Annotated in this window: 26 protein-coding genes; 10 read left to right on the forward strand and 16 right to left on the reverse strand. The window is 63.5% G+C overall.

The window, feature by feature from the left end:
• Nucleotide 1 precedes the first annotated feature (1 nt).
• The 4 genes from FHS84_RS12720 to pstC are packed head-to-tail and all read right to left on the reverse strand — an operon-like array spanning nt 2 to nt 3,124.
• On the reverse strand, nt 2-457 hold the full coding sequence (locus FHS84_RS12720) for a GFA family protein (protein ID WP_166934828.1): 456 nt from the start codon (nt 455-457) through the stop codon (nt 2-4).
• A gap of 40 nt (nt 458-497) precedes the next feature.
• Complete coding sequence (gene pstB, locus FHS84_RS12725) at nt 498-1,271, reverse strand: phosphate ABC transporter ATP-binding protein PstB (protein ID WP_166934830.1); 774 nt, start codon at nt 1,269-1,271, stop codon at nt 498-500.
• A gap of 3 nt (nt 1,272-1,274) precedes the next feature.
• Nucleotides 1,275-2,129: a phosphate ABC transporter permease PstA gene (pstA, locus tag FHS84_RS12730; RefSeq protein WP_166934832.1), complete on the reverse strand. Its 855-nt coding sequence runs from the start codon at nt 2,127-2,129 to the stop codon at nt 1,275-1,277.
• The gene (gene pstC, locus FHS84_RS12735) at nt 2,126-3,124 is read right to left on the reverse strand and encodes a phosphate ABC transporter permease subunit PstC (RefSeq protein WP_166934834.1); all 999 of its coding nucleotides are present in this window, start codon (nt 3,122-3,124) and stop codon (nt 2,126-2,128) included. Before pstC ends, pstA begins: the two co-directional genes overlap by 4 nt.
• A 274-nt stretch (nt 3,125-3,398) precedes the next feature.
• On the opposite strand from pstC, the gene FHS84_RS12740 reads away from it, so the two are divergent.
• The 3 genes from FHS84_RS12740 to olsB all read left to right on the forward strand — a co-directional run bounded on the left by FHS84_RS12740 (nt 3,399) and on the right by olsB (nt 7,807).
• Nucleotides 3,399-5,576, forward strand: coding sequence for a PAS domain-containing hybrid sensor histidine kinase/response regulator (locus tag FHS84_RS12740; protein WP_166934836.1), 2,178 nt, complete (start codon nt 3,399-3,401; stop codon nt 5,574-5,576).
• On the forward strand, nt 5,573-6,877 hold the full coding sequence (locus tag FHS84_RS12745) for an AmpG family muropeptide MFS transporter (RefSeq protein ID WP_166934838.1): 1,305 nt from the start codon (nt 5,573-5,575) through the stop codon (nt 6,875-6,877). The genes FHS84_RS12740 and FHS84_RS12745 overlap by 4 nt, the downstream gene beginning before the upstream one ends.
• Before the next feature lie 87 nt (nt 6,878-6,964).
• The gene (olsB, locus tag FHS84_RS12750; protein ID WP_166934840.1) at nt 6,965-7,807 is read left to right on the forward strand and encodes a l-ornithine N(alpha)-acyltransferase; all 843 of its coding nucleotides are present in this window, start codon (nt 6,965-6,967) and stop codon (nt 7,805-7,807) included.
• 61 nt (nt 7,808-7,868) lie between these two features.
• On the opposite strand, the gene gshB is transcribed toward olsB, so the two are convergent.
• From gshB to rsmI, 3 genes are read right to left on the reverse strand one after another with little or no spacing between them, the layout of a single operon-like run.
• Nucleotides 7,869-8,819, reverse strand: coding sequence for a glutathione synthase (gene gshB, locus FHS84_RS12755; protein ID WP_166935409.1), 951 nt, complete (start codon nt 8,817-8,819; stop codon nt 7,869-7,871).
• 58 nt (nt 8,820-8,877) lie between these two features.
• Nucleotides 8,878-9,249 carry a YraN family protein gene (locus tag FHS84_RS12760; protein ID WP_208393849.1) on the reverse strand — a complete coding sequence of 124 codons (372 nt, stop codon included), beginning with the start codon at nt 9,247-9,249 and terminating at the stop codon, nt 8,878-8,880.
• The gene (gene rsmI / locus FHS84_RS12765) at nt 9,233-10,150 is read right to left on the reverse strand and encodes a 16S rRNA (cytidine(1402)-2'-O)-methyltransferase (RefSeq protein WP_166934845.1); all 918 of its coding nucleotides are present in this window, start codon (nt 10,148-10,150) and stop codon (nt 9,233-9,235) included. Before rsmI ends, FHS84_RS12760 begins: the two co-directional genes overlap by 17 nt.
• On the opposite strand from rsmI, the gene FHS84_RS12770 reads away from it, so the two are divergent.
• A complete protein-coding gene (locus tag FHS84_RS12770) occupies nt 10,138-11,376 on the forward strand; it encodes a penicillin-binding protein activator (protein ID WP_166934847.1) in 1,239 nt (412 codons plus the stop codon). The genes rsmI and FHS84_RS12770 overlap by 13 nt on opposite strands.
• Here the strand turns inward: FHS84_RS12770 and hemW are convergent.
• The 3 genes from hemW to rph are packed head-to-tail and all read right to left on the reverse strand — an operon-like array spanning nt 11,373 to nt 13,818.
• Nucleotides 11,373-12,515 carry a radical SAM family heme chaperone HemW gene (hemW, locus tag FHS84_RS12775; protein ID WP_166934849.1) on the reverse strand — a complete coding sequence of 381 codons (1,143 nt, stop codon included), beginning with the start codon at nt 12,513-12,515 and terminating at the stop codon, nt 11,373-11,375. The genes FHS84_RS12770 and hemW overlap by 4 nt on opposite strands.
• Nucleotides 12,512-13,111 (reverse strand): RdgB/HAM1 family non-canonical purine NTP pyrophosphatase, encoded by a 600-nt coding sequence (gene rdgB, locus FHS84_RS12780; protein ID WP_166934851.1) that lies wholly within the window; start codon nt 13,109-13,111, stop codon nt 12,512-12,514. The genes hemW and rdgB overlap by 4 nt, the downstream gene beginning before the upstream one ends.
• Nucleotides 13,108-13,818: a ribonuclease PH gene (gene rph / locus FHS84_RS12785; RefSeq protein WP_166934853.1), complete on the reverse strand. Its 711-nt coding sequence runs from the start codon at nt 13,816-13,818 to the stop codon at nt 13,108-13,110. Before rph ends, rdgB begins: the two co-directional genes overlap by 4 nt.
• Nucleotides 13,819-13,929: 111 nt before the next feature.
• Here rph and hrcA point away from each other — a divergent pair, with 111 nt between their 5' ends.
• Genes hrcA through dapB form a run of 3 tightly spaced genes read left to right on the forward strand, consistent with a single transcriptional unit; the run spans nt 13,930 to nt 16,390 of the window.
• Nucleotides 13,930-14,988, forward strand: a complete 1,059-nt coding sequence (gene hrcA, locus FHS84_RS12790) for a heat-inducible transcriptional repressor HrcA (protein WP_208393850.1) — start codon at nt 13,930-13,932, stop codon at nt 14,986-14,988.
• Between the two features lie 9 nt (nt 14,989-14,997).
• Entirely contained in the window at nt 14,998-15,567 is a 570-nt protein-coding gene (gene grpE, locus FHS84_RS12795) for a nucleotide exchange factor GrpE (protein WP_166934855.1), read from the forward strand.
• Between the two features lies 1 nt (nt 15,568).
• On the forward strand, nt 15,569-16,390 hold the full coding sequence (gene dapB / locus FHS84_RS12800) for a 4-hydroxy-tetrahydrodipicolinate reductase (RefSeq protein WP_166934857.1): 822 nt from the start codon (nt 15,569-15,571) through the stop codon (nt 16,388-16,390).
• Here the strand turns inward: dapB and FHS84_RS12805 are convergent.
• Entirely contained in the window at nt 16,342-17,226 is an 885-nt protein-coding gene (locus FHS84_RS12805) for a methylated-DNA--[protein]-cysteine S-methyltransferase (protein ID WP_166934859.1), read from the reverse strand. The genes dapB and FHS84_RS12805 overlap by 49 nt on opposite strands.
• A gap of 113 nt (nt 17,227-17,339) precedes the next feature.
• Between FHS84_RS12805 and nth the strand changes: the two genes are divergently transcribed.
• A complete protein-coding gene (gene nth, locus FHS84_RS12810; protein ID WP_166934861.1) occupies nt 17,340-18,044 on the forward strand; it encodes an endonuclease III in 705 nt (234 codons plus the stop codon).
• Here the strand turns inward: nth and FHS84_RS12815 are convergent.
• Nucleotides 18,004-18,360, reverse strand: coding sequence for a hypothetical protein (locus FHS84_RS12815; RefSeq protein WP_166934863.1), 357 nt, complete (start codon nt 18,358-18,360; stop codon nt 18,004-18,006). The genes nth and FHS84_RS12815 overlap by 41 nt on opposite strands.
• Before the next feature lie 131 nt (nt 18,361-18,491).
• Between FHS84_RS12815 and FHS84_RS12820 the strand changes: the two genes are divergently transcribed.
• Complete coding sequence (locus tag FHS84_RS12820) at nt 18,492-19,481, forward strand: PfkB family carbohydrate kinase (RefSeq protein ID WP_208393851.1); 990 nt, start codon at nt 18,492-18,494, stop codon at nt 19,479-19,481.
• Between the two features lie 795 nt (nt 19,482-20,276).
• Here the strand turns inward: FHS84_RS12820 and FHS84_RS12825 are convergent.
• Nucleotides 20,277-21,209, reverse strand: coding sequence for an alpha/beta hydrolase (locus FHS84_RS12825; RefSeq protein WP_166934867.1), 933 nt, complete (start codon nt 21,207-21,209; stop codon nt 20,277-20,279).
• A gap of 563 nt (nt 21,210-21,772) precedes the next feature.
• On the opposite strand from FHS84_RS12825, the gene FHS84_RS12830 reads away from it, so the two are divergent.
• Complete coding sequence (locus tag FHS84_RS12830; protein WP_166934869.1) at nt 21,773-22,501, forward strand: hypothetical protein; 729 nt, start codon at nt 21,773-21,775, stop codon at nt 22,499-22,501.
• A gap of 24 nt (nt 22,502-22,525) precedes the next feature.
• On the opposite strand, the gene FHS84_RS12835 is transcribed toward FHS84_RS12830, so the two are convergent.
• The 3 genes from FHS84_RS12835 to FHS84_RS12845 are packed head-to-tail and all read right to left on the reverse strand — an operon-like array spanning nt 22,526 to nt 24,961.
• Nucleotides 22,526-23,137, reverse strand: coding sequence for a Smr/MutS family protein (locus tag FHS84_RS12835; protein WP_166934871.1), 612 nt, complete (start codon nt 23,135-23,137; stop codon nt 22,526-22,528).
• On the reverse strand, nt 23,134-24,306 hold the full coding sequence (gene mltA / locus FHS84_RS12840) for an MltA domain-containing protein (protein WP_166934873.1): 1,173 nt from the start codon (nt 24,304-24,306) through the stop codon (nt 23,134-23,136). Before mltA ends, FHS84_RS12835 begins: the two co-directional genes overlap by 4 nt.
• Nucleotide 24,307: 1 nt before the next feature.
• Nucleotides 24,308-24,961: a Tim44/TimA family putative adaptor protein gene (locus FHS84_RS12845; RefSeq protein ID WP_166934875.1), complete on the reverse strand. Its 654-nt coding sequence runs from the start codon at nt 24,959-24,961 to the stop codon at nt 24,308-24,310.
• Nucleotides 24,962-24,983: the final 22 nt, after the last annotated feature.

Below are 24,983 nucleotides of genomic sequence, written 5' to 3' on the forward strand. Positions count from 1 at the left end.
GTCAGCGTGTCTGGGCAAATTCGCGCAGCAGAGCTTCGATATCCTCGGGCGCGGGGAATTGCGGATAGCTGTGAACCGCCGGGGTTGAAGCCCAGGGCAGCTTTTCGCTGGTGTAGGTTTCGATGAACGGCACGAACCAGCTGGGATCGTCCAGCATGGGCGCGCGAACATTGACGAAGGCGTCGGTGAAGCCGAGGCGGGTGAACATCCAGCTCATGCAATAAGGGCAGAAGAAGTGATGGTCCTCGCCATGCATGCCGCCGATGACCGGCTCGCCTTGGATGACGGCAAAGCCGTCGCCCGGTATGGCCACACTCAAGGAATAGGCGCTGCCCGTCATGCGCTGGCAGCCGGTGCAATGGCAGGCGGCAGTCAGCAACGGCGAAGCGGTGATGCGAAAGCGCACACGACCGCAACGACAGCCGCCTTCCCACGGAAGATTCCAGTCTTTGCTCATGACGCCCCGTGTATCACGCCGGCGTCGCGGAGCAAACCGGCTAACCGAAGCGGCCGGTGATGTACTGCTCGGTCTTCTTGTTGGTCGGGGCGGTGAAGATCTTTTCGGTGTCGCCGAACTCGATCAGTTCGCCGAGATACATGAAGGCCGTGTAGTCGGAGGTGCGCGAAGCCTGCTGCATGTTATGGGTGACGATGACGATGGTGTAGTCTTTCACCAACTCGTCGATCAGTTCTTCGATCTTGGCGGTCGATATCGGATCGAGCGCCGAGCAGGGTTCGTCGAACAGAATCACTTCGGGCCGCGTCGCCACCGTGCGGGCGATGCAGAGGCGCTGCTGCTGGCCGCCCGACAGCGACAGGCCGGATTCCTTCAGCTTGTCCTTGACCTCGCCCCACAGCGCGGCGCGCTGCAACGCATCTTCCACCCGGCCGTCGAGCTCCGAGCGCGGCAGGCGTTCGTAGAGTTTGATGCCGAAGGCGATGTTGTCGTAGATCGTCATCGGGAACGGCGTCGGCTTCTGGAACACCATGCCGACACGGGCACGGAGCAGGTTGAGATCCTGCTTGCCGTGGAGAATATCTTCGCCGTCGAGCGTCACTTCGCCTTCGGCGCGCTGGTTCGGATACAGCATATAGATGCGGTTGAGGACGCGTAAGAGCGTCGACTTTCCGCAGCCCGACGGGCCGATGAAGGCCGTCACTTTGCGGTCGTAGAGCGGCACGCTGACATTCTTCAGGCCTTGGAACGAACCGTAGAAGAAGTTCAGGTTCTTGACCGAGAGCTTGGCTTTTTCCGTGACGACGGCATCCATGATCTAGTTCTTCCGAGAAGATTCGAGAATGCGGGCGATGATCGACAAGGTCAGCACCGCGATGGTGATGAGCAGCGCGCCGGCCCAAGCGAGCTTGTGCCAGTCCTCGTACGGGCTCATCGCGAAGTTGAAGATCATCACCGGCAGGCTGGCGATCGGCCCGCCGAGATGCGTCGACCAGAACTGGTTCGACAGCACGGTGAGAAGCAGCGGTGCGGTCTCGCCTGAGATGCGGGCAATGGCGAGCAGAACGCCGGTGACCATGCCGGCCCGCGCAGCGCGCCAAGTCACCGACTGGATCACCGTCGCGCGCGGTGCGCCCATCGCGGCAGCGGCTTCGCGCAAGCCGTTCGGCACCAGCAGCAGCATGTTTTCGGTGGTGCGCACCACCACCGGAATGACGATCACGGTCAGCGCCGCCGCGCCCGCCCAGCCCGAGAAGGTGTGGGTGGTCGCCACCACGATGACGTAGATGAAGAGGCCGATCAGGATCGACGGCGCACTGAGCAGGATGTCGTTGATGAAGCGCACGGTGTCGGAAAGCCAGGAATAGCGGCCGTATTCGGCGAGATAAGTGCCCGCCATGATGCCGATCGGCGTGCCGGCGAAAACCGCGAGAAGGCTCATCACCACCGACCCGAAGATGGCGTTGGCAAGGCCGCCATCCTGTCCCGGCGGCGGCGTCATCTCGGTGAAGACTTTGAGTGAAAGCCCTGAGAAGCCGTTGTAGAACAGCGAATAGAGGATCAGCGCCAGCCAGACGAGGCCGAAACCCGCCGCCAAAGTCGACAGCGTGAGGAACACGCCGTTGGCGCGCTTGCGGCCGTGATAGATGCGCTTGTTGATCGCGATGGTCATGCCGCAACGCCTCCGGCGCGCTTGTGCAGGATGCGCAGCATGATCTGCGCCGCGGCCAGCACCACGAAGCTGATGAAGAACAGGATCAGGCCCGCTTCGATCAGCGAGGAGTGGTAGATGTCGCCGACCGCTTCGGTGAATTCATTGGCGACGGTGGCCGAAATCGTCGTGCCCGGCGCGAACAGCGAGGCATGGATGCGGTGCGAATTGCCGATCACGAAGGTGACCGCCATGGTCTCGCCCAGCGCGCGGCCGAGCGCCAACATGGCGCCGCCGACCACACCGGCGCGCGAGAACGGCAGCACCACGCTGCCCACCACTTCGGAGGTGGTGCAGCCCAGGGCATATGCCGACTCCTTCAAGGTGGCCGGTACGGTCTCGAATACGTCGCGCGTCACCGCCGAGATGAACGGCAGGATCATGATCGAAAGAATGAACGAGGCGGTGAAGACGCCGATACCGTAGGGCGGACCTTCGAATATGGTCCCCAGGACCGGGATATCGGCGACGGCATCGACCAGCCAGGGCTGGACGTGCTCCTGGAAATAGGGCGCGAACACGAACAGACCCCAGATGCCGTAAACGATCGAGGGGATACCGGCGAGCAGTTCGATGGCGATGCCGATCGGGCGACGCAATGTCCGCGGGCAGATCTCGGTCAAGAAGATCGCGATGCCGATGCCGACCGGAACCGCCAGCAGCATCGCCAGAACCGAAGTCACCACGGTGCCGTAAACGGCGGCCAGCGCGCCGAACTGCTCGGTCACCGGATTCCATTTCTGCGAGGTGAGAAACGAGGCGCCGAAGGTGCGGATCGACAGCCAGGCGCCTTCGGTCAGCGCCGCCATCATGCCGAGGAACAAGAGCACCACGATCGCGGCCGCGGCCACGGTCAAAGCGCGAAACCGGGTGTCGCCCGCGCCACTGCGTTTGACGGCGGCAATCTTGGTGTCGGAGACGGTCATGGGATTCGATTCATATGCGACATCAGCCATCGTGCGCGTCCTTGGCGGCGGCGCGCAGAAGCCGGATTTCCGACCTCGACCCACCGAACCAGCCCTGGGCGGCATCACGTCTGGCCTTGGTGCAAGCAGCATCACAGTTCTGCAAAGGTTTTGTGACAGCCTGCGAAGGCCGTCGAGGACGGAGCGGAAATGCCGCTATTCCGCCCTCACAAGTCCTTGAACGACGTTCGAAATCGCGATTCCACACCCGGTTTTAAGGCTTCCGCAACCACACCTGCGGCTTAGTTTCCGGGGGAGAGGCTTTATGGCCCTGCGCATTGTCCGGACCGTTTTCGGCCTGGCCGCTTTGGCCTTGCTGGTGGTGTCGTTGTGCGACCTGGTCGTGCACGGCCGCCCGGTCTGGTTCCAGCCCTGGTCGCTCGGGATGCTGGTGGCGGTCGTTCTGGCCTATGTGCTGCACAGTTTCGTCTCGATGCGGACCCATTACGAAACGGCCGAGCGGCAAACGCAGCAGCTTCACGCTACGGCAACCCGGTTGCAGAAATCGCTGGCGGCGGTATCCGCGGCCAACGCCCAGCTCAACCAGAGCGAAATTCGCTACAAAGGTCTGGTCGATGCCCAGGGCGACGCCATTTTCCGCCGGGCGCCGGACTCGACCCTGACCTACGGCAATGATGCCTTCTTCCGGCTGTTCGGTCTCAATCCCCAAACCGCCATCGGCAAACCGTTCGCGCCGGAACTGCACCCGGACAGCCGCGCCCCCTATTTCGGTTCTTTCGGTGGTCTCGAGACCGGCCATGCCCGCGCCCGCTACGACCAATATGTGCGCACGGCCTACGGCTGGCGCTGGCTCGCCTGGGAAGATTACGCTATTCGCGACAGCCTCGGCCGGCTGGTGGAAGTCCAGAGCGTCGGCCGCGACATCACCGACCGCAAGGCGCTGGAAGAGGCCCTGACCGACGCCCGCGACAAGGCGGAAGCCGCCTCGCGCGCCAAATCCGGCTTCCTCGCCACCATGAGCCACGAAATCCGCACGCCGATGAACGGCGTTCTCGGTATGGCGCGGCTGTTGCTCGAAACCGAGCTCAAGCCGGAGCAGAAGACCTATGCCGAGGCGATCAAGCAATCGGGCGAGACCCTCCTCACCCTGATCGGCGACATCCTCGATTTCTCCAAGATCGAGTCCGGCAACCTGAGCCTGGAAGAGGAAGAGACCGAGATCCGGCCGCTGATCGAAGGGGTCACCGAACTGCTCTCGCCCCGCGGTCACGCCAAAGGCATCGAGCTTGTCGCCGTAGCGGCGCCCGACGTGCCGGTTGCCATCCGCTCCGACCGCATGCGGCTCAGGCAAATCCTGATCAATCTCGTCGGCAACGCGGTGAAGTTCACCGAGACCGGCGGCATCAGCATCAGGGTTTCGCGGCTGGTGCGCGACGAACGCGTTTTCCTGCGCTTCGAAGTGCGCGACACCGGCATCGGCGTACCGGAAGCCAAGCGCAAAGAAATTTTCGAGGAATTCGTCCAGGCCGACTCCAGCCACGGCCGCAAGTTCGAAGGCACCGGCCTCGGACTGGCGATTTCGCGGCGGCTGGTCAAGGCCATGGGCGGCGAGATCGGTCTCGATCCGGCTCCCGGCGGCGGCAGCCTGTTCTGGTTCACCGTGCCCGCCATCGGGGCGCCCGCTACGCCCGAATTCGGTCAGGCGCTGGCCGGCAAGCGCGTCGCCGTGCTGTCGCGCAATTCGATCCTGCGCGAAGGCCTGATCGGCCAGCTCGAAGCGGCCGGCGCCGAACCGGTCGCTTTGACCGAAGCCGGCTTGCGCGAGGCCGATGTGCTTCTGATCGACGGCGGCCCCGAACCCGATCCGCGACCCGTTGCCCCACCGATGCCCTCGGTGGCGTCCTATCTTTTGCTGTCGCCGGCCGCCCATGCGGCAAGCGCCGAAGAACACCTCAACGGCTTCGACGGCTTCCTGGTCAAGCCGGTGCGCCAAGGCACTTTGATCGCCCGCATCGCCAATCGCATGCCCGCAGCGGAGCCGGCGCACACCGCACCCAAACCGGAGCCGACGGCCGACGGCAGCGGCTGTCACGTTCTTTTGGCGGAAGACAACCCGATTAATGCGCTCTTGATCAAAGAGCTGCTCAAGCGCCGCGGCCACACCTGCACCCATGTTGCCAACGGCGAAGGCTTGGTCTCGGCGATGCGCGGAGGCGATTTCGACCTCGTCCTCACCGATATTCACATGCCGGGCATGGATGGCGTTGAGGCGACGAAGGCGATCCGCGAGCTGGAAAGCAAGCACGGCCGGGCGCGCACGCCGATCATCGCCCTCACCGCCGATGTGCTCGAAACCGGACGCCGGGCTTGCCGTGAGGCGGGTATGGATGGTTTTCTCACCAAACCCGTCGAACCAACCCAGCTGGACGACATGTTTGCAGCCTTTTTCCCCGATCGCTTCCCCGGACGCTCCGTAGCATGAGCGAAAAATCCCGGCGTCCGCTTGCCGTTTATTTCGAACGGCAGAACCTCATCATGCTCGCGCTCGGCTTTTCGAGCGGCTTGCCGTTCCTCCTCGCGGGCAACACCCTCGGCTATTGGTTGCGCGAAGAAGGCACTTCGCTCGCCGCCATCGGCTTCATTACCTGGGTAGGGCTGGCATACACCTTCAAGTTCCTGTGGGCGCCGCTGATCGACCGGACGTTTGCACCGTTCTTGATGCGCTTCGGCCGCCGTCGTTCCTGGATGCTGTTCACCCAGGCCATCATTCTCGCAGCATTGACCCTGATGGGCTTCTACGGGCTCAGCCACGGGCTGGTGTTTCTCGGCGTTCTGGCGGCGGTGGTGACGTTTACCTCGGCCACGCAGGACATCGTGGTCGACGCCTGGCGCATCGAAACCGCCCGCGATGCCGAAGAACTCGGCATCCTCACATCGGCCTATACGTTCGGCTATCGCTCCGCGCTGCTGGCGGCGGAAGCCGTCATTCTCCTTTTGGCGACGCGCATCGGCTGGAATTCGTCTTATGCGGTCTACGGCCTCCTGATGCTCGTCGGGGTCGTAGCCTGTCTTTGCGCGGCCGAACCGGCCAAGTCGCTGGCGCGCAAGACCCTGCCCGTATTGTGGAGCTGGCGCGGCGCTTTCGATGCGATCGTCGGACCGTTCATCGCTTTCTTCAAGGCCCACGGAGCCGGTGCCGCAATCGTGACGCTGGCCGCCATCAGCCTGTTCCAGCTTCCCAATTTCCTGATGGGGCCGATGGCCAATCCGTTCTATCACGACCTCGGCATGACCAAGGATACGGTCGGCGCGGTGCGCGGCACCTTCGGGCTTGCCGCGGTGTTCGTCGGCGTCGCGACCGGCGGGTTCCTGGTGCTCAAGCTCGGAAAGGTCTGGGCGCTGGTGGTGGGCGGCTCAACCCAGATCCTCGGCACCATTGCCTACGCCGTTCTGCCGTATCACCACGATCCCGTGACCTTCGCGGCGATCATGGCGCTCGATAATTTCGGAATTGCAGTGGCAGGTGTCACACTCGTCACCTATATGTCTAGTCTGACCTCGATCGGCTACACCGCCACCCAGTATGCGTGGCTGAGTTCCGTCTACACGGTGTTCGGCAAGCTTCTGAAAGGTTTCACCGGGGCAATGGTGGACGGGATCGCCGCGCACATCGGCCTCATGCAGGCTTATGCCGTGTTCTTCATCGGCGCCGGTTTGTTGGGCATTCCGGCCATTCTGCTGTTCCTGTGGCTTGCGTCACAGCGCCGCCCGCAGGCAACGTAAACCACGTCGGTAGTTCCCCGGTTTGTCTTGGCCACTGCCCTGAAGTAAAATCCGATTTTCCGCGTCGACGCCCAGGAAGCGCACGTCATGGTGAACATCTACGAAGCTGGTCCCCTCGAAGGACGCATTGCCCATTGGCCGGTTCTTGCCGCCGCGGGCGTGCTGGAAGTCCGCTTGGCCGAAACCGATATGGAAGTCGAGGCCGCCCAACGGCTGCGTTATCACGTCTTCTATCAGGAGATGAGTGCCATCCCGAGCCCGGAGATGGTGCAATCGGGACGCGACTTCGACCATTTCGATGACGTCTGCGATCATCTTCTGGTGGTCGACCGCTCGGTGATCGACGACGACGGCCAGCCGGCCGTGGTCGGCACCTATCGCCTGATGCGCGACGTCGATGCCAAGCGCGCCGGCGGTTTCTACACCGGCAGCGAATACGACATCTCGCCGATGCTCAACGGCTTGCCGGCGAACACCAAGCTGCTCGAACTCGGCCGTTCGTGCGTCTTGAAGGAATACCGCTCGCGGCCCGGCGCCATGCAGCTTCTGTGGCGCGGCATCAGCGTTTATCTCGCCCGCTTCTCGATCGAGGTGATGTTCGGCTGCGCATCGTTCGCCGGCATCGATCCCAAGGCGTTGGCGCTGCCGCTCAGCTATCTCTACCACTTCCATCTGGCGGCGCCCGAAATCCGCGTGCGCGCCAATCCGAGCCTTTACGTCGACATGAACCTGATGCCGAAGGAAGCGATCGATCCCAAGGAAGCGCTGCGCACACTGCCGCCGCTCCTCAAGGGTTATGTGCGCGCCGGTGCGGGTATCGGTGACGGCGCCGTGGTCGACCGCCAGTTCGGCACCACCGACGTGTTCATCTATTTCCCGGTCAAGAGCCTCGAAGGCCGCTACAGCCGCAAATTCGAAGTGAAGCAGTAGAGCCCTTTGCCCGATAGTGTTTGTCATGGCCGGGTCGTTCCCGGCCATGATGCTCTCGGGATTATCCCTTCCGCCGCAGCTCGATCGCATCCCAGATCAGCGCCGCGCCGTCGGGACCGCCAAAGCGTTTGATTTCCTGGATGCCGGTCGGCGAGGTGACGTTGATCTCGGTGAGATAATTGCCGATCACGTCGATGCCGGTGAAGATCAGTCCGCGCGCCCGAAGCTCGGGGCCGATCGCAGCGCAGATTTCAAGGTCGCGTACGGTGGGTTCGACCGGTTCGGGACGGCCGCCGACATGCATGTTGGAGCGCGCCTCGCCCGCTGCCGGAACGCGATTGATGGCGCCCGCATATTCGCCGTCGACGAGGATGATGCGTTTGTCGCCCTGGCGCACCTGAGGCAGATAGCGCTGCACCATGATCGGCTCGCGATAGAAGGCGGTGAACATTTCGAGCAACGAGCCGAGGTTTTCGTCGTCGGGCTTCAAGCGGAACACGCCGGCGCCGCCGTTGCCGTAGAGCGGCTTCAGGATGATGTCGTGATATTCGGCACGGAAAGCCTTGATCTCCGCCGGATCGGAGGTGATCAGCGTCGGCGGCATCAAATCCTTGAACAGGGTGACGAACAGCTTTTCCGGCGCATTGCGCACCTCGCGCGGATCGTTGACCACCAGCGTCTTGGGGTGGATGCGTTCGAGCAGATGGGTGGTGGTGATGTAGCCCATGTCGAACGGCGGGTCCTGCCGCAGCAGCACGACATCGGCATCGGAAAGATCGTAGCGGAAGGGTTCGCCCAATTCGAAATGGTCTCCCGCCACCGGCTGAACCTGTAACGGGCGCACCACGGCCGATACGATCCCGTCGCGGAACGTCAGCGCGCTCGGGTTGTAATAGTAGAGCTTGTGGCCGCGCGCCTGTGCCTCCAGGGCCAGCGCAAAGGTGGAATCGGCCGCGATCTTGACGGTCTCGATCGGGTCCATCTGGATGGCAACGGTGAGCATGGCGGCGATCCTCAGCAAGCGCGTCTTGTATAGATTGGTGCGGCCCCGCTTGGGAACAAGGCCTGAATTAAAGGCAGTCCTCCGGCCGCCAAGCATCCTTAAAATGCCGCGGCAACCGGCCGGGGAGAACGGTCACGACGTCGAACCGCGCCAGCTCGGGCCGGCCGGAAAGCCATAAGGCGGCAGCACGGGCGATGCGGCCGCGCTGGCGCGGGCCGACAGCCTCGGTGGCGAGGAACTGGTCGGGACGCGCTTTCACTTCGACAAAGCAGACAATGCCGGACGGCGTGCGGGCGATCAGGTCGATTTCGCCGGCCCTCGTCTTCACCCGGCGGCCGAGGATGCGATAACCCTTGCAGACCAGAAGCGCGAGCGCGAACAGTTCCGCGGCGCGCCCGCGTTTCTCCGAGGTCCGTCCGGTTTCAGTCCGCTTGCGCATCATCCTTCTTCTTGGCCAGGGCGCGCGAATAAACCTCTTTGCGCGGCGCCTTCAGCATTTCGGAAATCAGATCGACCGCCGCACGCACCGGCATGAAGGCAAGCGCTTTGTCCAGCGCGGCATCGACGGCCGTAAAATCGGTTTCGGCTTCGCCGGCGGGACCCACCAATAGCGTGATCTCGCCTTTGGGCTGATCCTCGGCGGCATAAGCGGCCGCCAGTTCGTTCAAAGATCCGCGCCGCACTTCTTCGTGCAGTTTGGTGAGTTCACGCGCCACCGCGGCAGGACGGTCGCCGAGCACGGCCGCGAGATCGGCGAGCGACTCCGCCAACCGGCCGGGGGACTCGAAAAAGATCAGGGTGGCGCGCAAGGCCTTCCATTCGGCGGCAAAACTGCGCCGCTCGCCGCTTTTGGGCGGCAGGAAGCCGGCGAACAGAAAGCGGTCGGTCGGCAGTCCCGCCAGCGCGAGGCCCGTCAGCGGTGCCGAAGGCCCAGGAATGGCATGGACGGGAAGCCCTTCCGCGAGCGCTTCGCGCACCAGCTTGTAGCCGGGGTCGGACACCAGCGGCATGCCGGCGTCGGAGACCAGAGCGACGCGCATGCCCTGCCGTAGTTTGGCCAGAAGTTTGGGGCGTTCATGGGGGCCGTTATGGTCGTTGTAAGCCACCAGCGGGCGCGAAATCGCGAAGATGGCGAGGAGCTTGGACGTCACTCGGGTGTCTTCGGCGGCGATGACGTCGACACCCTTGAGCACATCCAGCGCCCGCAAGGTGACATCCCGCGCATTGCCGATCGGCGTCGCCACGACATAAAGCCCCGGCGCCAGTTCCGGGGAAGGTTGTTTGGGGGCCTCGGAATGCTTAGGCTCGCCGGCTTGAGGAGCTTTCCATGTTTTCGTCATTGCTCAAATCCTATACCCGCCCGGCCGTCCGGCGCCTTTGTGCCATTGCCGCGTGCCTCACGATAGGCGCCTGTGCCACCCAGTCGGCAAATCCGGTTGCGAAAGTGGTACCCGAGCCGCCGCCGGCACCCCACCAGCTTGCCGCCGAAGCCCCCAATTTCCTCAAGCTCCCCAATCTGCCGGCCGGCACTACCCCGGTGCGGGTCGGCGTCATCCTGCCGTTCGACAATGCCAGCGCCGGTACCCGCACACTCGCCAAAGCCATGATGCAGGCGGCGGAACTGGCCCTTTACGATTCCGGCAACCGCAGCATTGTCTTGATGACGGCGGAAGACAGCGGCGCTCCCGGCGATGCCGCCGCCGCGGCCACCAAGCTCCTCAATGAAGGCGCCGAGATCATCATCGGACCCTTGTTCTCCGGTTCGGTCGAAGCCGTGGCGCCGATCGCGCGCGATCGCGGCGTGCCGGTGCTGGCCTTCTCGACCGATCGCAAGGTAGCGGGAAATGGCGTTTATCTTCTCAGCTTCCAGCCGGAAACCGAGGTCAGACGGATCGTCGCCTACGCCGCGAGCCAGGGCCGCACCAAGATCGGCGCCCTGATCCCGCAAACCGCCTATGGCGATGTGGTCGAGCAGTCCTTCCGCGAAGCGGCGAAAGAAAGCCATGTGTCGGTTTGCGCCGAAGCCCGCTTCTCGCCCAGCGCCGGGGCCTTGACCGAACCGGCCGCCGCCATCGCCAAGGCCGGTTGCGACGCTATTCTGGTGCCGCAAGGCGGTTCGCTGATGCGCGGTCTGGCGCAAACCCTGGCTTATTCCAATGTCGATCTTGCCAAGGTGAAGCTGCTCGGCACCGGGCTGTGGCTCGAGCCCGTCAGCCAGAAAGAAGGTCTGCTTGCGGGTGCGTGGTTCGCAGCACCACAGCCTTCCACCGACGATGCCTTCAACGCCAAATACCGCGCCACGTTCGGCAGCGAACCGCCGCAACTGGCCTCACTCGCTTATGATGCCGTCTCGCTGGTGGCGCTGCTGGCCAGCGGCACGCCCTATCACCGCTTCACCCAGCGCGCCATCACCGATCCCAACGGCTTTGCCGGCGTCAGCGGCATTTTCCGCTTCAAAACCGACGGCAGCATCGATCGCGGCTTGGCGGTTCTGGGCGTCGAACCGGCCGGTTTCACGCTGGTCAATTCGGCACCGGTGACGTTCCAGGCGGGTCCGCGGAGTTAGTCGATAAGCGCAGCGATGACGGCGTTCAGAACCAGCATACCGGCCGGCGTGACGCGGAGGCGCGTGCCATCAAACGCGACCAAGCCGGATGATGTGAGATCGGCGATGCGGGCCGGTGACGGTGCCGTGCCCCAGCGCTTTTCGTAATCGCCGAGATCGAGGCCTTCGACCAGGCGCAAATTCATCAGCAGATGTTCGCGGGCCGCATCGGCGGGCGCGATTTCATTCCATTCGACAAAGCCATGGCCATCGCGCGCGACACGCTCGCGCCAGCGTTCCGGCACCCGCTCGCACGCCGAGGCAAAGCGTTTGCCGCCAAGCTCCAGCCGCCCATGCGCACCGGGACCGAAACCAGCATAAGCGCCATAACGCCAGTAGAGCAGGTTGTGCCGCGCTTCCTCGCCGGGACGGGCATGATTGGAAACTTCGTAGGCGGGAAGCCCGGCGGCCGCAGTGATCTCCTGGGTCGCTTCGTAAAGCGCGGCGGCGAGATCTTCGTCCGGTATCGCAAATTTGCCTTCGCGATAGAGCGTGGCGAAGCGGGTCTTCTCTTCTATGGTGAGCTGGTACAGCGATAGATGCGATGTGTCGAACGCCAAAGCTTCGGCGAGTTCGTTTTTCCACGCCGCTACACTCTGATTGGGACGGGCATAAATCAGATCGAGCGACACCCGGTCGAAGGTCTTTTGCGCCAGCGCCAGTGCCGCTTTGGCTTCGGCAAGATTGTGCAGACGGCCGAGGAATTTCAGGTCGGCATCGTTCAAAGCCTGAATACCAAGCGAAATACGATTGATGCCGGCGGCACGGTAATCGGCAAAGCGCGAGGCGTCGGCGCTCGCCGGATTGGCTTCCAGCGTGATCTCGACATCGTTCGCCCACGGCCATAGCCGCCGGGCTTGTTCGAGAATTTTTGCGATACTCACGCCGTGCGTCAGGCTGGGGGTGCCGCCGCCGAAGAAAATCGTCTCCACGACCGGCCGCGCGTCGCCCTGCAACGCGGCGACATGGGCCATTTCAGTCCGGATCGCGTCGCACCAGCCGGTTTCGTCGATCACCGGACGAACGTGGGAATTGAAATCGCAATACGGGCACTTGGCCGCGCAGAACGGCCAATGGATATAAAGGCCGAAGCCCGTCATGCCAGCACGGCCGCAGCGAATTTCTTGAACGCGTTGGCGCGGTGGCTGATGGAATGCTTCAGCGCGGGATCGATCTCGCCGAAGGTCTCGTGCATGCCGTTGGCAACGAAAATCGGGTCGTAGCCGAAACCGTTCGAACCACGCGGCGGAAATTCGAGATGGCCGTGCACTTCGCCTTCGAACACTTCCACCTTGCCGTCCGGATCGCTGAGCGCCAGCGAACAGACGAACTTGGCGGAACGATCCGTTTTGTTCAGTTCCGTCAGCAGCCGCGCGACCTTGGCCATCGCGAGCGTGAAATCGCGCGTCTCGCCCGCCCAGCGCGCCGAATAAATGCCGGGCGAACCATCGAGCGCGGCCACCGCCAATCCGGAATCGTCGGCCAGCGCATAGGTCTTGGTCGCCAGCGCGGCAGCACGGGCTTTCAGGATCGCATTCTCGGCAAAGGTGGTTCCGGTTTCTTCCGGTTCCGGCAGCCCAAGTTCGCCGGCGCCCTTGACGGTGATCCCGTAGGGGGCGAGCAGATCGAAAATCTCGCGGACCTTGCCTTTGTTGTGGCTGGCGACGACGAGGGTGCAACCCTTCGGCAGTTTCATTCGCCCAAAGCCTCTTTCTGCTTGGCGACCAATTCGCCGATGCCTTTGCGCGCCAGGCCGAGCAGCGTCGCGAACTCTTCGTCGGAGAACGGCGCGCCTTCGGCGGTGCCCTGAATCTCAACCAATCCACCGGCGCCGGTCATGACGAAATTGGCATCGGTCAACGCCGTCGAATCCTCGGAATAATCGAGGTCCAGAACCGGTTTACCGGCGACGATCCCGCAGGAAATCGCCGCGACATGATCCTTCAGCACCGGCTTGGTCACGGCGCCGGTCATTTTCATGAATTTGACCGCCTGGGCGAGGGCGACATAGCCGCCGGTGATCGAGGCGGTGCGGGTGCCGCCATCGGCCTGCAGCACGTCGCAATCGATGATGATCTGGCGTTCGCCCAAGGCGGCGAGATCGACCACCGCCCGTAAGGAACGGCCGATCAGGCGCTGGATTTCCTGGGTGCGGCCCGACTGTTTGCCGGCGGCGGCCTCGCGGCGCATGCGGGTGTTGGTGGCGCGGGGCAGCATACCGTATTCGGCCGTCACCCAGCCCTTGCCCGATCCGCGCAGGAAGGATGGCGTGGTTTCCTCAAGCGACGCGGTAACCAAGACATGGGTGTCACCGCATTTGACCAGACAGGAACCCTCGGCGTGCTTGGCAAAGCCCGGAACCAGAGTGATGTCACGGAGTTGGTCGGGAGCCCGTTCACGCATATGCACACCTTGAAAGTTCGATTGCAGGCCGTTACCTAGCGACTTGCAGCGGTAAAGTGCAACCGCGCCCGGTCACTGCGGCAATTTGCAGTCGATTCAAGGACTTAAACCATGAGTTCGCCGATGATGAGTGCCTCCCAACTGGCGGACCGCCAGCGCGAGGTCTTTCGCCATCTGGTGGAAGCCTTCCTGAACACCGGCGAACCGGTTGGATCGCGCACCCTGTCGCAGATCCTGCCGATCGCCCTGTCGCCGGCCTCGATCCGCAATGTCATGGCCGATCTGGAGAGTTTGGGCCTGCTTTATGCCCCCCACACCTCGGCCGGACGGGTGCCGACCGAGCGCGGTTTGCGCCTGTTCGTCGACGGCCTGCTGCAGGTCGGCGACATGGGGACCACCGAGCGCGACGATATCGAAGCCAAGCTGGCCGGATCGGACCGCGGCGTCGAGGAGCTGCTGACCCAGGCGACCACGTTGTTGTCGGGCCTGTCGCGCTGCGCCGGCGTGGTAGTGGCAGCCAAGCAGGACGCCGCCCTCAAGCACATCGAATTCGTCGCCCTGGCGCCAGGCAAGGCCATGGTCATCATGGTCACCGAGGACGGCCAGGTCGAAAACCGGATCATCAACACCCCGCCGGGTCTGCCGGTATCGGCGCTGGCGGAAGCGAGCAACTACCTGTCGGCGCGTCTGGCCGGACGCACCATCGACGATGCCCGCAGCGGCATCCTCACCGAACTCGAAACCGAACGGGCCGAGCTTGACGTCCTGACCGCCAAGATCGTGGCGGAGGGTCTTGCCACCCTGTCGGATCCGGCCGAAGGCGACGAGAAAGTTCTCATCGTCCGCGGCCAGTCGCATTTGCTGGAATCCCTAGAAGCGCAGAGCGATCTCGAACGCATCCGCACCCTGTTCGACGATATCGAACGCAAGAACGAACTCATCCGGCTGCTGGAACTGGCGCGCGAAGGCGACGGCGTCAGGATCTTCATCGGCTCGGAAAACCGCTTGTTCAGCCTGTCGGGCTCGTCCATCGTGGCGGCGCCCTACGTGAACAGCAAAGGCAAAGTCGTCGGCGTGATCGGCGTACTCGGTCCGACGCGCCTCAATTACGCACGCATCATCCCGATCGTGGACCATACGGCTCGCGTGATCGGGCGTTTGTTGGGATAGGATTGTCACATGGCAGAAGAAAACGAACCGCAAGAAGCCCCCGAGGCCCCGGCACCCGACGAACTGGAGCAGTTGCATGCGTTGGTGCAAGCGCTGAATGCCGAGAATAGCGAACTCAAGGATCAGCGCCTGCGCGCGCTCGCCGAACTCGAAAACACCCGCCGGCGTGCCGAGCGCGAAAAGCAGGATGCCAGCCAGTTCGCGGTGACGCGCTTTGCCCGCGATATGCTGACGGTCGCCGATAACTTTTCCCGCGCGCTCAAGGCCTGTCCGCCGGAATTGCGCGATGCAGCCGATCCGCAAGTGAAGGGCGTGATCGACGGCGTCGAAGTGACCGAACGCCAGCTCCTCACCACGCTGGAACAGCACGGCGTCAAGATCATCGACACCACCGATGCCAAGTTCGATCCCAATCTGCATCAGGCGGTCGCCGAAGTGCCGGGCGAAGGCAAACCCGCCGGATCGATCGTGCATGTGATCCAGACCGGCTACACCATCAACGGCCGTCTCTTGCGCCCTGCGATGGTCACCGTGGCGCGCAAGGAAGATACGACCCCAACCGTCGATCAGCAGGCTTGATATGAGCGATATCCGCATCGTGGTGGCAGGCGCCGCCGGACGCATGGGCCGCACGCTGGTGCGGATCATCACCGAAACCAAAGGCTGCGTGGTCTCGGGCGCGTTCGAAATGAAGGGCCATCCTTTGCTCGGCCAGGATGCGGGGACGCTCGCGGGTGTCGGTGCGTTGGGTGTTGCGGTGACCGACGATCCGCTGGCGGTCATCGCCAAAGCCGACGCGCTGGTCGATTTCACCGGCGCCAAGTCGTCGGTGGAACTGGCTGGCCTCGCCGCGCAGGCGCGGATCGTCGACGTGATTGGCTCGACCGGATTTTCCGCCGAAGACGATGCCAAGATCGAGGCCGCTGCACGCCATGCGGTCATCATCAAAAGCGGCAATATGAGCCGGGGCGTGAATCTCTTGGCCGCGCTGGTGAAGCAGGCGGCGAAATCGCTGCCGGGATTCGATGTCGAAATCGTCGAGATGCATCACAACAAGAAAGTCGATGCGCCATCGGGCACCGCGCTTCTGCTCGGCGAAGCGGCGGCGGCAGGCCGCGGGGTTTCGCTGGCCGATAACGCCGTGCGCGCACGCGATGGCGTCACGGGTGCACGGAAGCCCGGAACCATCGGCTTTGCGGCGCTACGCGGCGGCACGGTGGTCGGCGAACACCAGGTCATCCTGGCGGGCGAACACGAACGGGTCGTGCTCGGCCATATCGCCGAAGACCGCTCCATCTTCGCCCAAGGCGCCGTGCAGGCGTGTCTGTGGGGTCAGGGCAAGAAGGAAGGCCTTTACAGCATGACCGAAGTCATGGCCGACGTGCTGGGCCTGTCTTCTTGATCTAGCTTGGCGGCCTCAACCGCCAGCATGGCGCGTTTGCGTTCCATGCCCCAGTGATAGCCGGTGAGCGCGCCGCTCGCTCCGAGCACGCGGTGACACGGGATCAGCCACGAAATCGGATTGCGTCCGACCGCAGCGCCGACCGCGCGACAGGCGGTGGGATTGTGCAAGTGTTCGGCGATGGCGCCGTAACTTGAAAACGTGCCGCTCGGGATGGCGAGCAAGGCTTCCCAGACTTTGATCTGAAACGGCGTGCCCATCAGGTAGAGCGGCAGCACCTCACGGCTCTCGCCGAAAATCCGCGCCACCAGTTTTGCGGCGCGCGCATCGTTGCGGCGGTAGTCCGCTTTCGGCCAGCGGGCGCTGATATCGGCGAACATCGCCGCTTCGTCATCACCGAAGCCGAGCGCACAGACGCCCTTGTCGGTTGTCGCCACGATGGCGAGCCCGAACGGCGAAGAGGCAAAGCCGTAATCGATGGCGAGCCCGGCGCCGGCCTTGGCGTAGTCGCCCGGCGTCATTGCTTCGATCTTCAAACACAGATCATGCAGCCGCGACGGGCCTGACAGTCCCGCCTCCAGCGCCGCCGCCAAAACGCTCGCACCTTGCGCCAAGTCGCGCTTGGCGTGATCGAGGGTCAAGTGGCCGACAAAGGCTTTGGGGCTGACGCCGACATGGCGGGTGAACAGCCGCTGGAAATGGAACGGCGACAGACCGACCGCCGCGGCCGCTGCGTCCAGGCTGGGCTGGTCCTGATAGCGGGCGGTGAGAAACGCGATGGCGTCGGCCATCCGCTTCATGTCGTCGGTGCGGGTCATCGGAACGATTGTGATCATGGTCGCGAGCCTGACGCAATCGGGCCGGGCCGGCGACCCGTTTCTTGCTCGGCGGTTGCGGAACCGGCGGCGTTGGGCGTTAATCCCGGCCGCAAAATCACGTCCGGTCCGCCATGCCGAAATCCGCCTTTACGAAAGCCGAAGTCGACGCCTTTTTCGCCGCTCTGAAGAAGACCAATCCCGATCCCAAGACCGAACTCAATCACATCAACCCGTTCACACTGCTGGTGGCGGTGGTGTTGTCGGCGCAAGCGACCGACAAAGGGGTCAACAAGGCGACGGAAGCGCTGTTCAAGGTGGCCGACACGCCGAAGAAAATGGCGGCGCTCGGTGAAGAGGGCCTGATCCCGTATGTGAAGACGATCGGGCTCTACAAAGGCAAAGCCAAGAACGTCATCGCGCTGTCGAAGCTGCTGGTCGCAAACCACGGCGGCGAGGTGCCGCAAAACCGCGAAGCGCTGGAGGCGCTACCGGGCGTCGGACGCAAGAGCGCCAACGTCGTGCTCAATGTCGCGTTCGGCGAGAAGGTGATCGCCGTCGACACCCATATTTTCCGCGTCGCCAACCGCACCAAACTGGCGCCGGGCAAGGATGTGCGCGAGGTCGAAGACGGGCTGATGGCGGTGGTGCCCGACAAATATCTCTTGGGCGCCCATCACTGGTTGATCCTGCATGGGCGCTATACCTGCGTCGCCAAGAAGCCGCACTGCCCCACCTGCGTGGTGCGCACCCTCTGCCGCTTCGAAGACAAGACGGTCGAGCCGCCCCTCACGCCGGTCAAGAAACCGGGGAAGCTGGTTTCCCGCGCAAAACGCTGAGGCAGCCCGGATCGGCGGCCATGGTGCGCCCGCGCGGCACCGTCTCGACATGGCGGACGCGGGTGGTGCCGCCTTCGGCATAGAGGAAGAAGAAGGCGCGGCACTGCGGGCTGTCATAACGCCACAGCTCGGAGCCGTTCTCCCGGCGCGAAAACGCGGCCCGGCCCAGCATGGCCTGAAGCTGCGGACCGGTGAGGCCGATCAGCTCGCGGGGCTCCCCGGCCGGCGGAGAAGCCGGCAGCGGCGTGCGCGCGGGCTGCGGCGTGGTGGTGCAGGCCCCGAGCAGCAAAACAAGGGCAATGGCCAGCCTTTTCATGGGAGCTCCTTTTCGGCCCCCCTCATACACCATCGCCCGCGGCTTTCGGAGGTGAACACGGCGCAATGTTTGGGCTTGCGTCACCCCCCCGACCTCTTTATGCGGGCGAGGTTTTGATCCGGGAGCGGGCTGTGACGAAAACCTATGACGTGCTGGGACTGGGCAATGCCATCGTCGATGTGCTGGCCCCGGTCGACGACGCTTTCGTCCTGACCCATCAGGTGGTCAAGAACGCCATGATGCTGATCGACGAATTCCGCGCCGAGCAGCTCTACAAGGCGTTCGGCGAGAAGGTCGAAGCCGCCGGCGGTTCGGTCGCCAATTCGATGGCGGGCCTCGCCTCGTTCGGCGGCCGCGGCAAGTTCGTCGGCAAGGTCAAGGCCGACCGGCTCGGCGCCGCGTTCGCCGAAAGCCTGATCGCGGGCGGCACCGATTTCACCACCATGCCGGCGACCGAAGGCCCCTCCACCGCCTGCTGCCTGATCGCGGTGCCGCCGGATGCCCAGCGCGCCATGAACACCTTCCTCGGCGCCAGCCGCGGCCTCGGCCCCGACGACATCGCGGCCGACGACATCGCCGCCTCGAGCATCGTCTATATCGAAGGCTATCTGTGCGATTCCGAAGTGTCGCTCGAAGCCGCGCACAAGGCGGCGACCATCGCCAAGCGGACCGGCACCAAGATCGCGCTCACCTTGTCGGACTCGTTCTGCGTCGGACGCTACCGCCAGGAATTCCTGAATTTCCTTGGCGAAGTCGACATCCTGTTCGCCAACGAGGAAGAAGCCAAATCGCTGTTCGAAGTGGACTCGTTTGACGAAGCCTTGCAGCGCTTCCAGGCCTGGAACGGCATCACCGCGTTGACCCGCGGCGCCAAAGGCTGCGTCGTCACCGGCAACAATGCGGTGCATGTGGTCGACGCGTTCCCGCCGGCCCAGGTGCTCGATACCACCGGCGCCGGCGACCAGTTTGCGGCGGGCTTCCTTTATGGCTTGTCGACGGGCCGCAGCCTCGCCGATTGCGGCAAGCTCGGCGCGCTGGCGGCGGCGGAAGTGATCTCCCACTTCGGCGCCCGTCCCGACGTGAAGCTGCAGACGCTGGCGCAAAAGCACGGACTGATCTAGGCGAAGCGCTCCATATACCAAAGGCGGAATCGAGAAATTCCGCCTTCAGCCTCAAGCCCGCCGCCGCCTCCGGAGGCCGTTTTCAGGCGGCGATCGACAGGCGCATTGGTCTCTTTCTGCGGAGTGCGTGAGCAAACCGGCCGCCTTGTGATACGGCCGATGCCGCCTTGGCGGTCTTGCACGGACTTACGTATCCTCGCGGGGGTCATGCCTTTGCAGCGCGTGCGGGCGCGATACTCCTGTATTTGCGCAGATCGTTTAGGCCACGCGACGGATCGGAAAAGTGTCTCCCATTTTTCCGGTCGCGCTTATCGGCCGAAGATCGTCCTCCATTGTCAAACACCGCATTTCGATGTGGGTATGCGGTGCCAACAGTTCAAGACGTGAGGAAAACTATTTTTCTGCACCTAGTTGCGCGACGCAGCCGCAATAATTTCCGGAAGATGGACGAATGAAACGCGTCACAATGATGAATTGGTGAATGCGGCGCGCGCTCTCTTTTCTGCCCCACGCGGGCGCACGAGTTTTCTGCGTTGGCACTCAGAACGCGGGGGGAAGTGCTGAGCGTAGCGAGGCAAAGGGGGGATCGTCCGTGCGCTGAATAAGCCCCCCTTTGCCCTTTTGCGCTCCGCGCCTTAACGGGCACTTCCCCCCGCGGTCCTAGTGCGAGTTGAGAGAACGTCGCGCCCGCGTGGGGCAGAAAAGATGAGTGCGCCCGTGGAGGGCAGAAAAGAGGCGTCGGCCGTCCGGCAGAGGACGGCCGTTCGCTGGCCTGTTCTTGAATTCTCTCCGACTCTATTTCGCTTTGCTCAGCATGCCGTGCATGGCGAGCCAGCGGGTGTAGGCGTCGAACCAACCGGTCGAGGTGGTCGGCTTCTGATACATGCCGAAGCCGTGGCCGCCCTGTTCGAAGAGATGGAATTCGACCGGCCGCTTCGCCGTGCGCCAGCTATCGATCAAGCCGTAGCCGCCATTGCCGAACAAGGGATCGTCGGCCGCAAGCGCCACGAACAGCGGCGGCGCGTCGGCGGGAACCGTCACCGGCGCCAGCGAGCCGTAGATGATGCCAATGAACGCGGGCTTGGCATCCTGGCCGGCGAGCGTCGTCGCCATCGTGAGCCCGGCACCGGCGGAGAAGCCGACCATGCCGATGCGGTCGGGATCGACATGCCACTCAGCGGCGCGGCTGCGCACCAGCGCGAAGGCGGCGCGCGCATCGGCGATCTGCGGCGCCAGACTTGCCGTCATGTCGACGTTGGGCGCTGCGGACGGCCGCGGCGCCTTGGCGATATTGGCGAACATGGCGGCGAGCGATTGGCCGAACTCGTCGAGGCCCGCCGGGGTCTGGCGCAGCCGGTATTTGAGCACGAACGCGGCCACGCCTTTGGCGGCAAGCGCCTTGGCGACATCCCAGCCTTCGTTCTGCATCGAAAGAGTCATGAAGCCGCCGCCCGGCGCGACGATCACCGCGGCACCGGTCGCCTTGGCCGGATCGGGCAGGAACGGCGTCAGCGTGGCCACCGTCACGTTGCGGGCGAAAACGCTGCCGTATTGGCTGTGCCAGGACTCCGGCACCGTGGCGCCCGGCAACGGACCGGTGCCGAGTTCGATGGCGCCCGGCTGCGCCGGAATCGCGATCGGCGCCATCTTGTCGTTCTGCGCCAGCGCGGGCGCGGCCAGCGCGAAAGCGAGCGCCACTAAGATCGAACCAACGATGCCTCGTGCCATGAAAGCCCCCTGTTTGTGCGATGTCTCACGCGGCGCAGAGAATACTCATACAATAGGAAGCGACACAACCGCGGTAAGCGATGTCACGTCGGGCGCGGGGGGAAGTCCGCGCGAAGCGCGGGAAGGGGGGATTACTGCGGGCATCACTCTCTCGCGCAAAATCACCCCCCTTCGTCATCCTGCGCCTACGCGCAGGCTGACACTTCCCCCCACGGTCCTAGTGCCGGTGTGAAAAATCTCGCGCCCGTGGAGGGCAGAAAAGAGGGGTGCGCCTGCGTAGGGTAGAAAAGAAAACACGCGAAGATGCGGCGTTTCCCAGCCTGTCATTCCCGGCTGAGCCAAGGCGCGTCAGCGCCAGGCGAAGGGAAGGGAACCCAGGAGCCGAAACACACTCAGCGAAGAAGAACGAGCGAAGATCACCGCTGGCAGCGCGCCGTTGACACGACCTGGGTCCCCTTCCCGTCGCCGCGCTGCGCTAGCTCCGCCGGGGATGACAGTATCGAGATTGCACCAAGATGCTAAAAAACACATTCTTGCTTGTGAAAAAGCGCAGGAGGGGTGCCATGGATTGGTGGAATCTGATTACGACATTAGTTGGCGCGATAATCGGCGCTGTAGTAGCTGGTGTGATCTCGTACATTATTGCGCGCCAGAGCGCCCGAGAAACGTTAGCACTACAGAAACAAGAACGAGTCGACCGAGAAAAATCAAAAGCGCATAGCCTTACCGTAAAGATGATGCGCTTGACCAATTCCCTCGCGGGATTTCACAGCGCCATCGAAAGCTCTATACGCGAAGCAGAAAGACAAATCCCAGATGCACCTCTCTGGTGCAAAGTGAGACCCGTTGTGGGAACTGAAGACACAATGCTGCATCTCCTGCCCGATGAACTTGCTCTTTTTGTAGCGGCACGAGAATTTGATTTCATGAATAGAGCGATCATGTTGAACGATAGGTACAACTCATTTGTACTCGGCTGTCGCACATATTCAGCAGAACGTACACGCCTGACAGACGAATTCGGTGCTGAAATGGTAGGGAAATTTGGCACTACTCATTTCACCAAAGAACAATATGAACGAGTAGCACCACGTGTTGTTGTGGTCGACGCTCTTGCAAACGAAATCCGATCTACGCTCAATGAATTATTTGCCGAAGCAATCAGCCTCATTACGAAGTTCACACCGATCATGAGGAAATACTTTGGCGACCAAACGTTTCCGGAGCTCGCCATTTTGGAACCAGCTAAGGCACTAGCATCTGGACAAATTTGCCCAAAAGCAAAAGCGTAGACCGCCGAGTACGAGTCGTTGCCCTCACCCTCGCGCCGGTTTGCGCAGGTAGACGTACAAGGCGCCTTCGCCGCCGTGGCGTTTGTGGGCCCAGCGTTTGTCGGCGATGAGTTTCGCCATCGGCGCTTCGTCGAGCCAGCGCGGCACCATCTGTTTGAGCACGCCGCGGCCGGCTTCGCCTTTGCCGGTGACGATCAAGACCAGCCGGTCGCCGCGGCGATGGGCGGCGGTGAGGAAGGTGATGAGCGTGCCGTGCGCCGCCGCTTCGGTCATGCCATGCAGATCGAGCTTGGCGGCGGGCGCGATCTCGCCCTTTTCCAGTTTCTTCTTGGTGGCGCCATCAAGTCCGGTGGGCTTGGCGGCGAGCTTCGGATGCGGTTTGGGCGGCGGCGCTTTCGGCGCGGCAGGAATGATTGCCGGGCGCGGACGCAGGCCGATCGCTTCGAGGAACAGCAGCACTTCGTCGTCGCTGGCCTGGCGCTTGCCGTTGACGATTGTCGGTTTTGCTTTCGAGGGCGCCTGTTCCGCAGCCTTTTTTGCGACCGCCTTTATCGCTGCGCGCACCGTTCTGACCGGCAGGCGTCCGGACAGCGCCGCGAGAAAAAGCTCGCGTTCTTCCGCCGTAACCTTTCTCATTGGAGCGTTCCGGCGCGCGCCAGGCGCTCCACCACCGGTTTCGGCAGCAACGCATAGAAGCGGCCCGGCTGGTTCATGGTCCCGGCTTGCTCTTCGGCTTTTTCGCCGTAACCGAAATAGACGTCGCCGCGCACGATATTGCGAATGGCGCCGCCGATGTCCTGGGCGATCAAGACGCGCCCGAGCGGGGCGGGTCCGGCGACGAAGAACGGTGTGCCGAGGCCGTGAATGCGGGTGTCGACCGCGACGCTGGCTTTCGGCGTCAGCGGCACGCCTTGCGCCCCTTTGGCGCCAAGCCGCGGATCGCCGAGCTGTTCTTCGGAGAAGAAAATATACGAGGCATCGCTGTTCATGACCTCGGCGGCTTCGGCCGGATGCGATTTCAGCCAGGCGCGGATGACTTGCAGGCTCATGCCGTCCTTGGGCACGCCGCGGGCGATCAGGGTCTTGCCGATGGCGGTGTAAGGCTGGCCGTTCTGGGCGGCATAGGCGACGCGGGCGGTCGTGCCGTCGTCGAAGGTGACCCGGCCCGAGCCCTGAATATGCAGGAAGAAGAGTTCGACCGGATCGTCGGTGTAGAACAGGATTTTGGCATTCAGGCCGTGGGCTTCGATGTCGGCACGGGCCGGATACGGCACCAGCTTCATGCCGTCCAGACGCCCGGCAAGGCGCTCGCCTTTGAGCGCCGGGCGGAAGGCACCGAGATCGACCTGAATGAGATCGTCGGGCTTGGCGTAGACCGGAATTTGGAAAGCGCCGTGACGGGTGCGGCTGCCTTTGATCTCGGGTTCGAAATAGCCGGTGAAGCGGCCTTGCGCGACCCGGCCCGCGGTCACCGCCACCGGCTGGAACCACTGCTCGAAAAACCGGCGGGCGTCGGGCGCTTGCGCGGCGGCGGCGCACGGCGCGCGCCAATCGGCCAGCGTGCCGCCATAGGTTCCCATCGGCTCGGTGTCAGGCTTTTTCGCCAGCGCCACGCAGGATTGCTGAAACGCGCCCAGCGCCGCGCGCGGATCGGTGGCCGCCCAGCCGTCGAGTTCGGCAAAGGAGACTTTGCTCAGCTTCAGCGGTCCGGGCTGGGGGTGGAGGTACCACCAGATCCCGGCGCCGCACGCCAAAACGAGAAACAGAAGACCGAGAACGAGCGCCGGTGTTCGCGCTCGCGCCACCTCAGCGCGGCTCGCTCGAGGTCGCGACCAGCGTCCAATTGGGATCGCGCGCCCGCACGTCGCGGGTGAAGGTCCACACGTCGGTGACGTCCTGCACCGCGCTGGCATCGCCTTCGATCACCTTGCCGTCCTTGTCGGCGGTGGACGAGATCAGCCGCGAACTGAACGCCAGCGTGATTTCGGCGACACTGTTCTTGAGCGCGGCGGCGATGATCTTGACGTCGGAAAATCCGACCAGGGTCAGGGTGGCTTTCTGACCGGCCGCCTCGCGCGCCGCAATGGCACCGTCGAAAGCGGCGAACACTTCGTCGGACAGCAGCGGCTTCAGGATCGCCCGGTCGCCGCTCGCATACGCCGTCAGGATCATTTCATAGGCGGCGCGGGCCCCCTTGAGAAACTGATCCTTGTCGAAGCCGCGATCGGCCAGCCCGATGTCGAACAGGCCCGACGCCACCGGATCGGTGGGCCGCTCGGGCGAGATATGGCTGAGCTTGGGCGCGGCGCCGACCGTGTCCTCAGCCTCGCGCAGACGGTAGTCCTCCTGCGGCGGGCGCTCGTGTCCCGTCCGCCGACCGAGCACGGTGTAAAGGCGGAATAACAGGATGCCTGCCACGGAGGCGATCAGAATAACGGTCAACAATTGGGAGTCAGCCATGTCCATCTCCGCGGGATACGCG

This window comes from Rhizomicrobium electricum, from assembly GCF_011762045.1.
GTDB lineage: Bacteria > Pseudomonadota > Alphaproteobacteria > Micropepsales > Micropepsaceae > Rhizomicrobium > Rhizomicrobium electricum.

What these genes read in the sequence shown, in the direction of transcription:
- FHS84_RS12720 (WP_166934828.1), bottom strand. Translation starts at nt 457, where the DNA reads ATGAGCAAAGACTGGAATCTTCCGTGGGAAGGCGGCTGTCGTTGCGGT.
- pstB (WP_166934830.1), bottom strand. Translation starts at nt 1,271, where the DNA reads ATGGATGCCGTCGTCACGGAAAAAGCCAAGCTCTCGGTCAAGAACCTG.
- pstA (WP_166934832.1), bottom strand. Translation starts at nt 2,129, where the DNA reads ATGACCATCGCGATCAACAAGCGCATCTATCACGGCCGCAAGCGCGCC.
- pstC (WP_166934834.1), bottom strand. Translation starts at nt 3,124, where the DNA reads ATGGCTGATGTCGCATATGAATCGAATCCCATGACCGTCTCCGACACC.
- FHS84_RS12740 (WP_166934836.1), top strand. Translation starts at nt 3,399, where the DNA reads ATGGCCCTGCGCATTGTCCGGACCGTTTTCGGCCTGGCCGCTTTGGCC.
- FHS84_RS12745 (WP_166934838.1), top strand. Translation starts at nt 5,573, where the DNA reads ATGAGCGAAAAATCCCGGCGTCCGCTTGCCGTTTATTTCGAACGGCAG.
- olsB (WP_166934840.1), top strand. Translation starts at nt 6,965, where the DNA reads ATGGTGAACATCTACGAAGCTGGTCCCCTCGAAGGACGCATTGCCCAT.
- FHS84_RS12760 (WP_208393849.1), bottom strand. Translation starts at nt 9,249, where the DNA reads ATGCGCAAGCGGACTGAAACCGGACGGACCTCGGAGAAACGCGGGCGC.
- FHS84_RS12770 (WP_166934847.1), top strand. Translation starts at nt 10,138, where the DNA reads ATGTTTTCGTCATTGCTCAAATCCTATACCCGCCCGGCCGTCCGGCGC.
- rsmI (WP_166934845.1), bottom strand. Translation starts at nt 10,150, where the DNA reads ATGACGAAAACATGGAAAGCTCCTCAAGCCGGCGAGCCTAAGCATTCC.
- hemW (WP_166934849.1), bottom strand. Translation starts at nt 12,515, where the DNA reads ATGACGGGCTTCGGCCTTTATATCCATTGGCCGTTCTGCGCGGCCAAG.
- rdgB (WP_166934851.1), bottom strand. Translation starts at nt 13,111, where the DNA reads ATGAAACTGCCGAAGGGTTGCACCCTCGTCGTCGCCAGCCACAACAAA.
- rph (WP_166934853.1), bottom strand. Translation starts at nt 13,818, where the DNA reads ATGCGTGAACGGGCTCCCGACCAACTCCGTGACATCACTCTGGTTCCG.
- hrcA (WP_208393850.1), top strand. Translation starts at nt 13,930, where the DNA reads ATGAGTTCGCCGATGATGAGTGCCTCCCAACTGGCGGACCGCCAGCGC.
- grpE (WP_166934855.1), top strand. Translation starts at nt 14,998, where the DNA reads ATGGCAGAAGAAAACGAACCGCAAGAAGCCCCCGAGGCCCCGGCACCC.
- dapB (WP_166934857.1), top strand. Translation starts at nt 15,569, where the DNA reads ATGAGCGATATCCGCATCGTGGTGGCAGGCGCCGCCGGACGCATGGGC.
- FHS84_RS12805 (WP_166934859.1), bottom strand. Translation starts at nt 17,226, where the DNA reads ATGATCACAATCGTTCCGATGACCCGCACCGACGACATGAAGCGGATG.
- nth (WP_166934861.1), top strand. Translation starts at nt 17,340, where the DNA reads ATGCCGAAATCCGCCTTTACGAAAGCCGAAGTCGACGCCTTTTTCGCC.
- FHS84_RS12815 (WP_166934863.1), bottom strand. Translation starts at nt 18,360, where the DNA reads ATGAAAAGGCTGGCCATTGCCCTTGTTTTGCTGCTCGGGGCCTGCACC.
- FHS84_RS12825 (WP_166934867.1), bottom strand. Translation starts at nt 21,209, where the DNA reads ATGGCACGAGGCATCGTTGGTTCGATCTTAGTGGCGCTCGCTTTCGCG.
- FHS84_RS12830 (WP_166934869.1), top strand. Translation starts at nt 21,773, where the DNA reads ATGGATTGGTGGAATCTGATTACGACATTAGTTGGCGCGATAATCGGC.
- FHS84_RS12835 (WP_166934871.1), bottom strand. Translation starts at nt 23,137, where the DNA reads ATGAGAAAGGTTACGGCGGAAGAACGCGAGCTTTTTCTCGCGGCGCTG.
- FHS84_RS12845 (WP_166934875.1), bottom strand. Translation starts at nt 24,961, where the DNA reads ATGGCTGACTCCCAATTGTTGACCGTTATTCTGATCGCCTCCGTGGCA.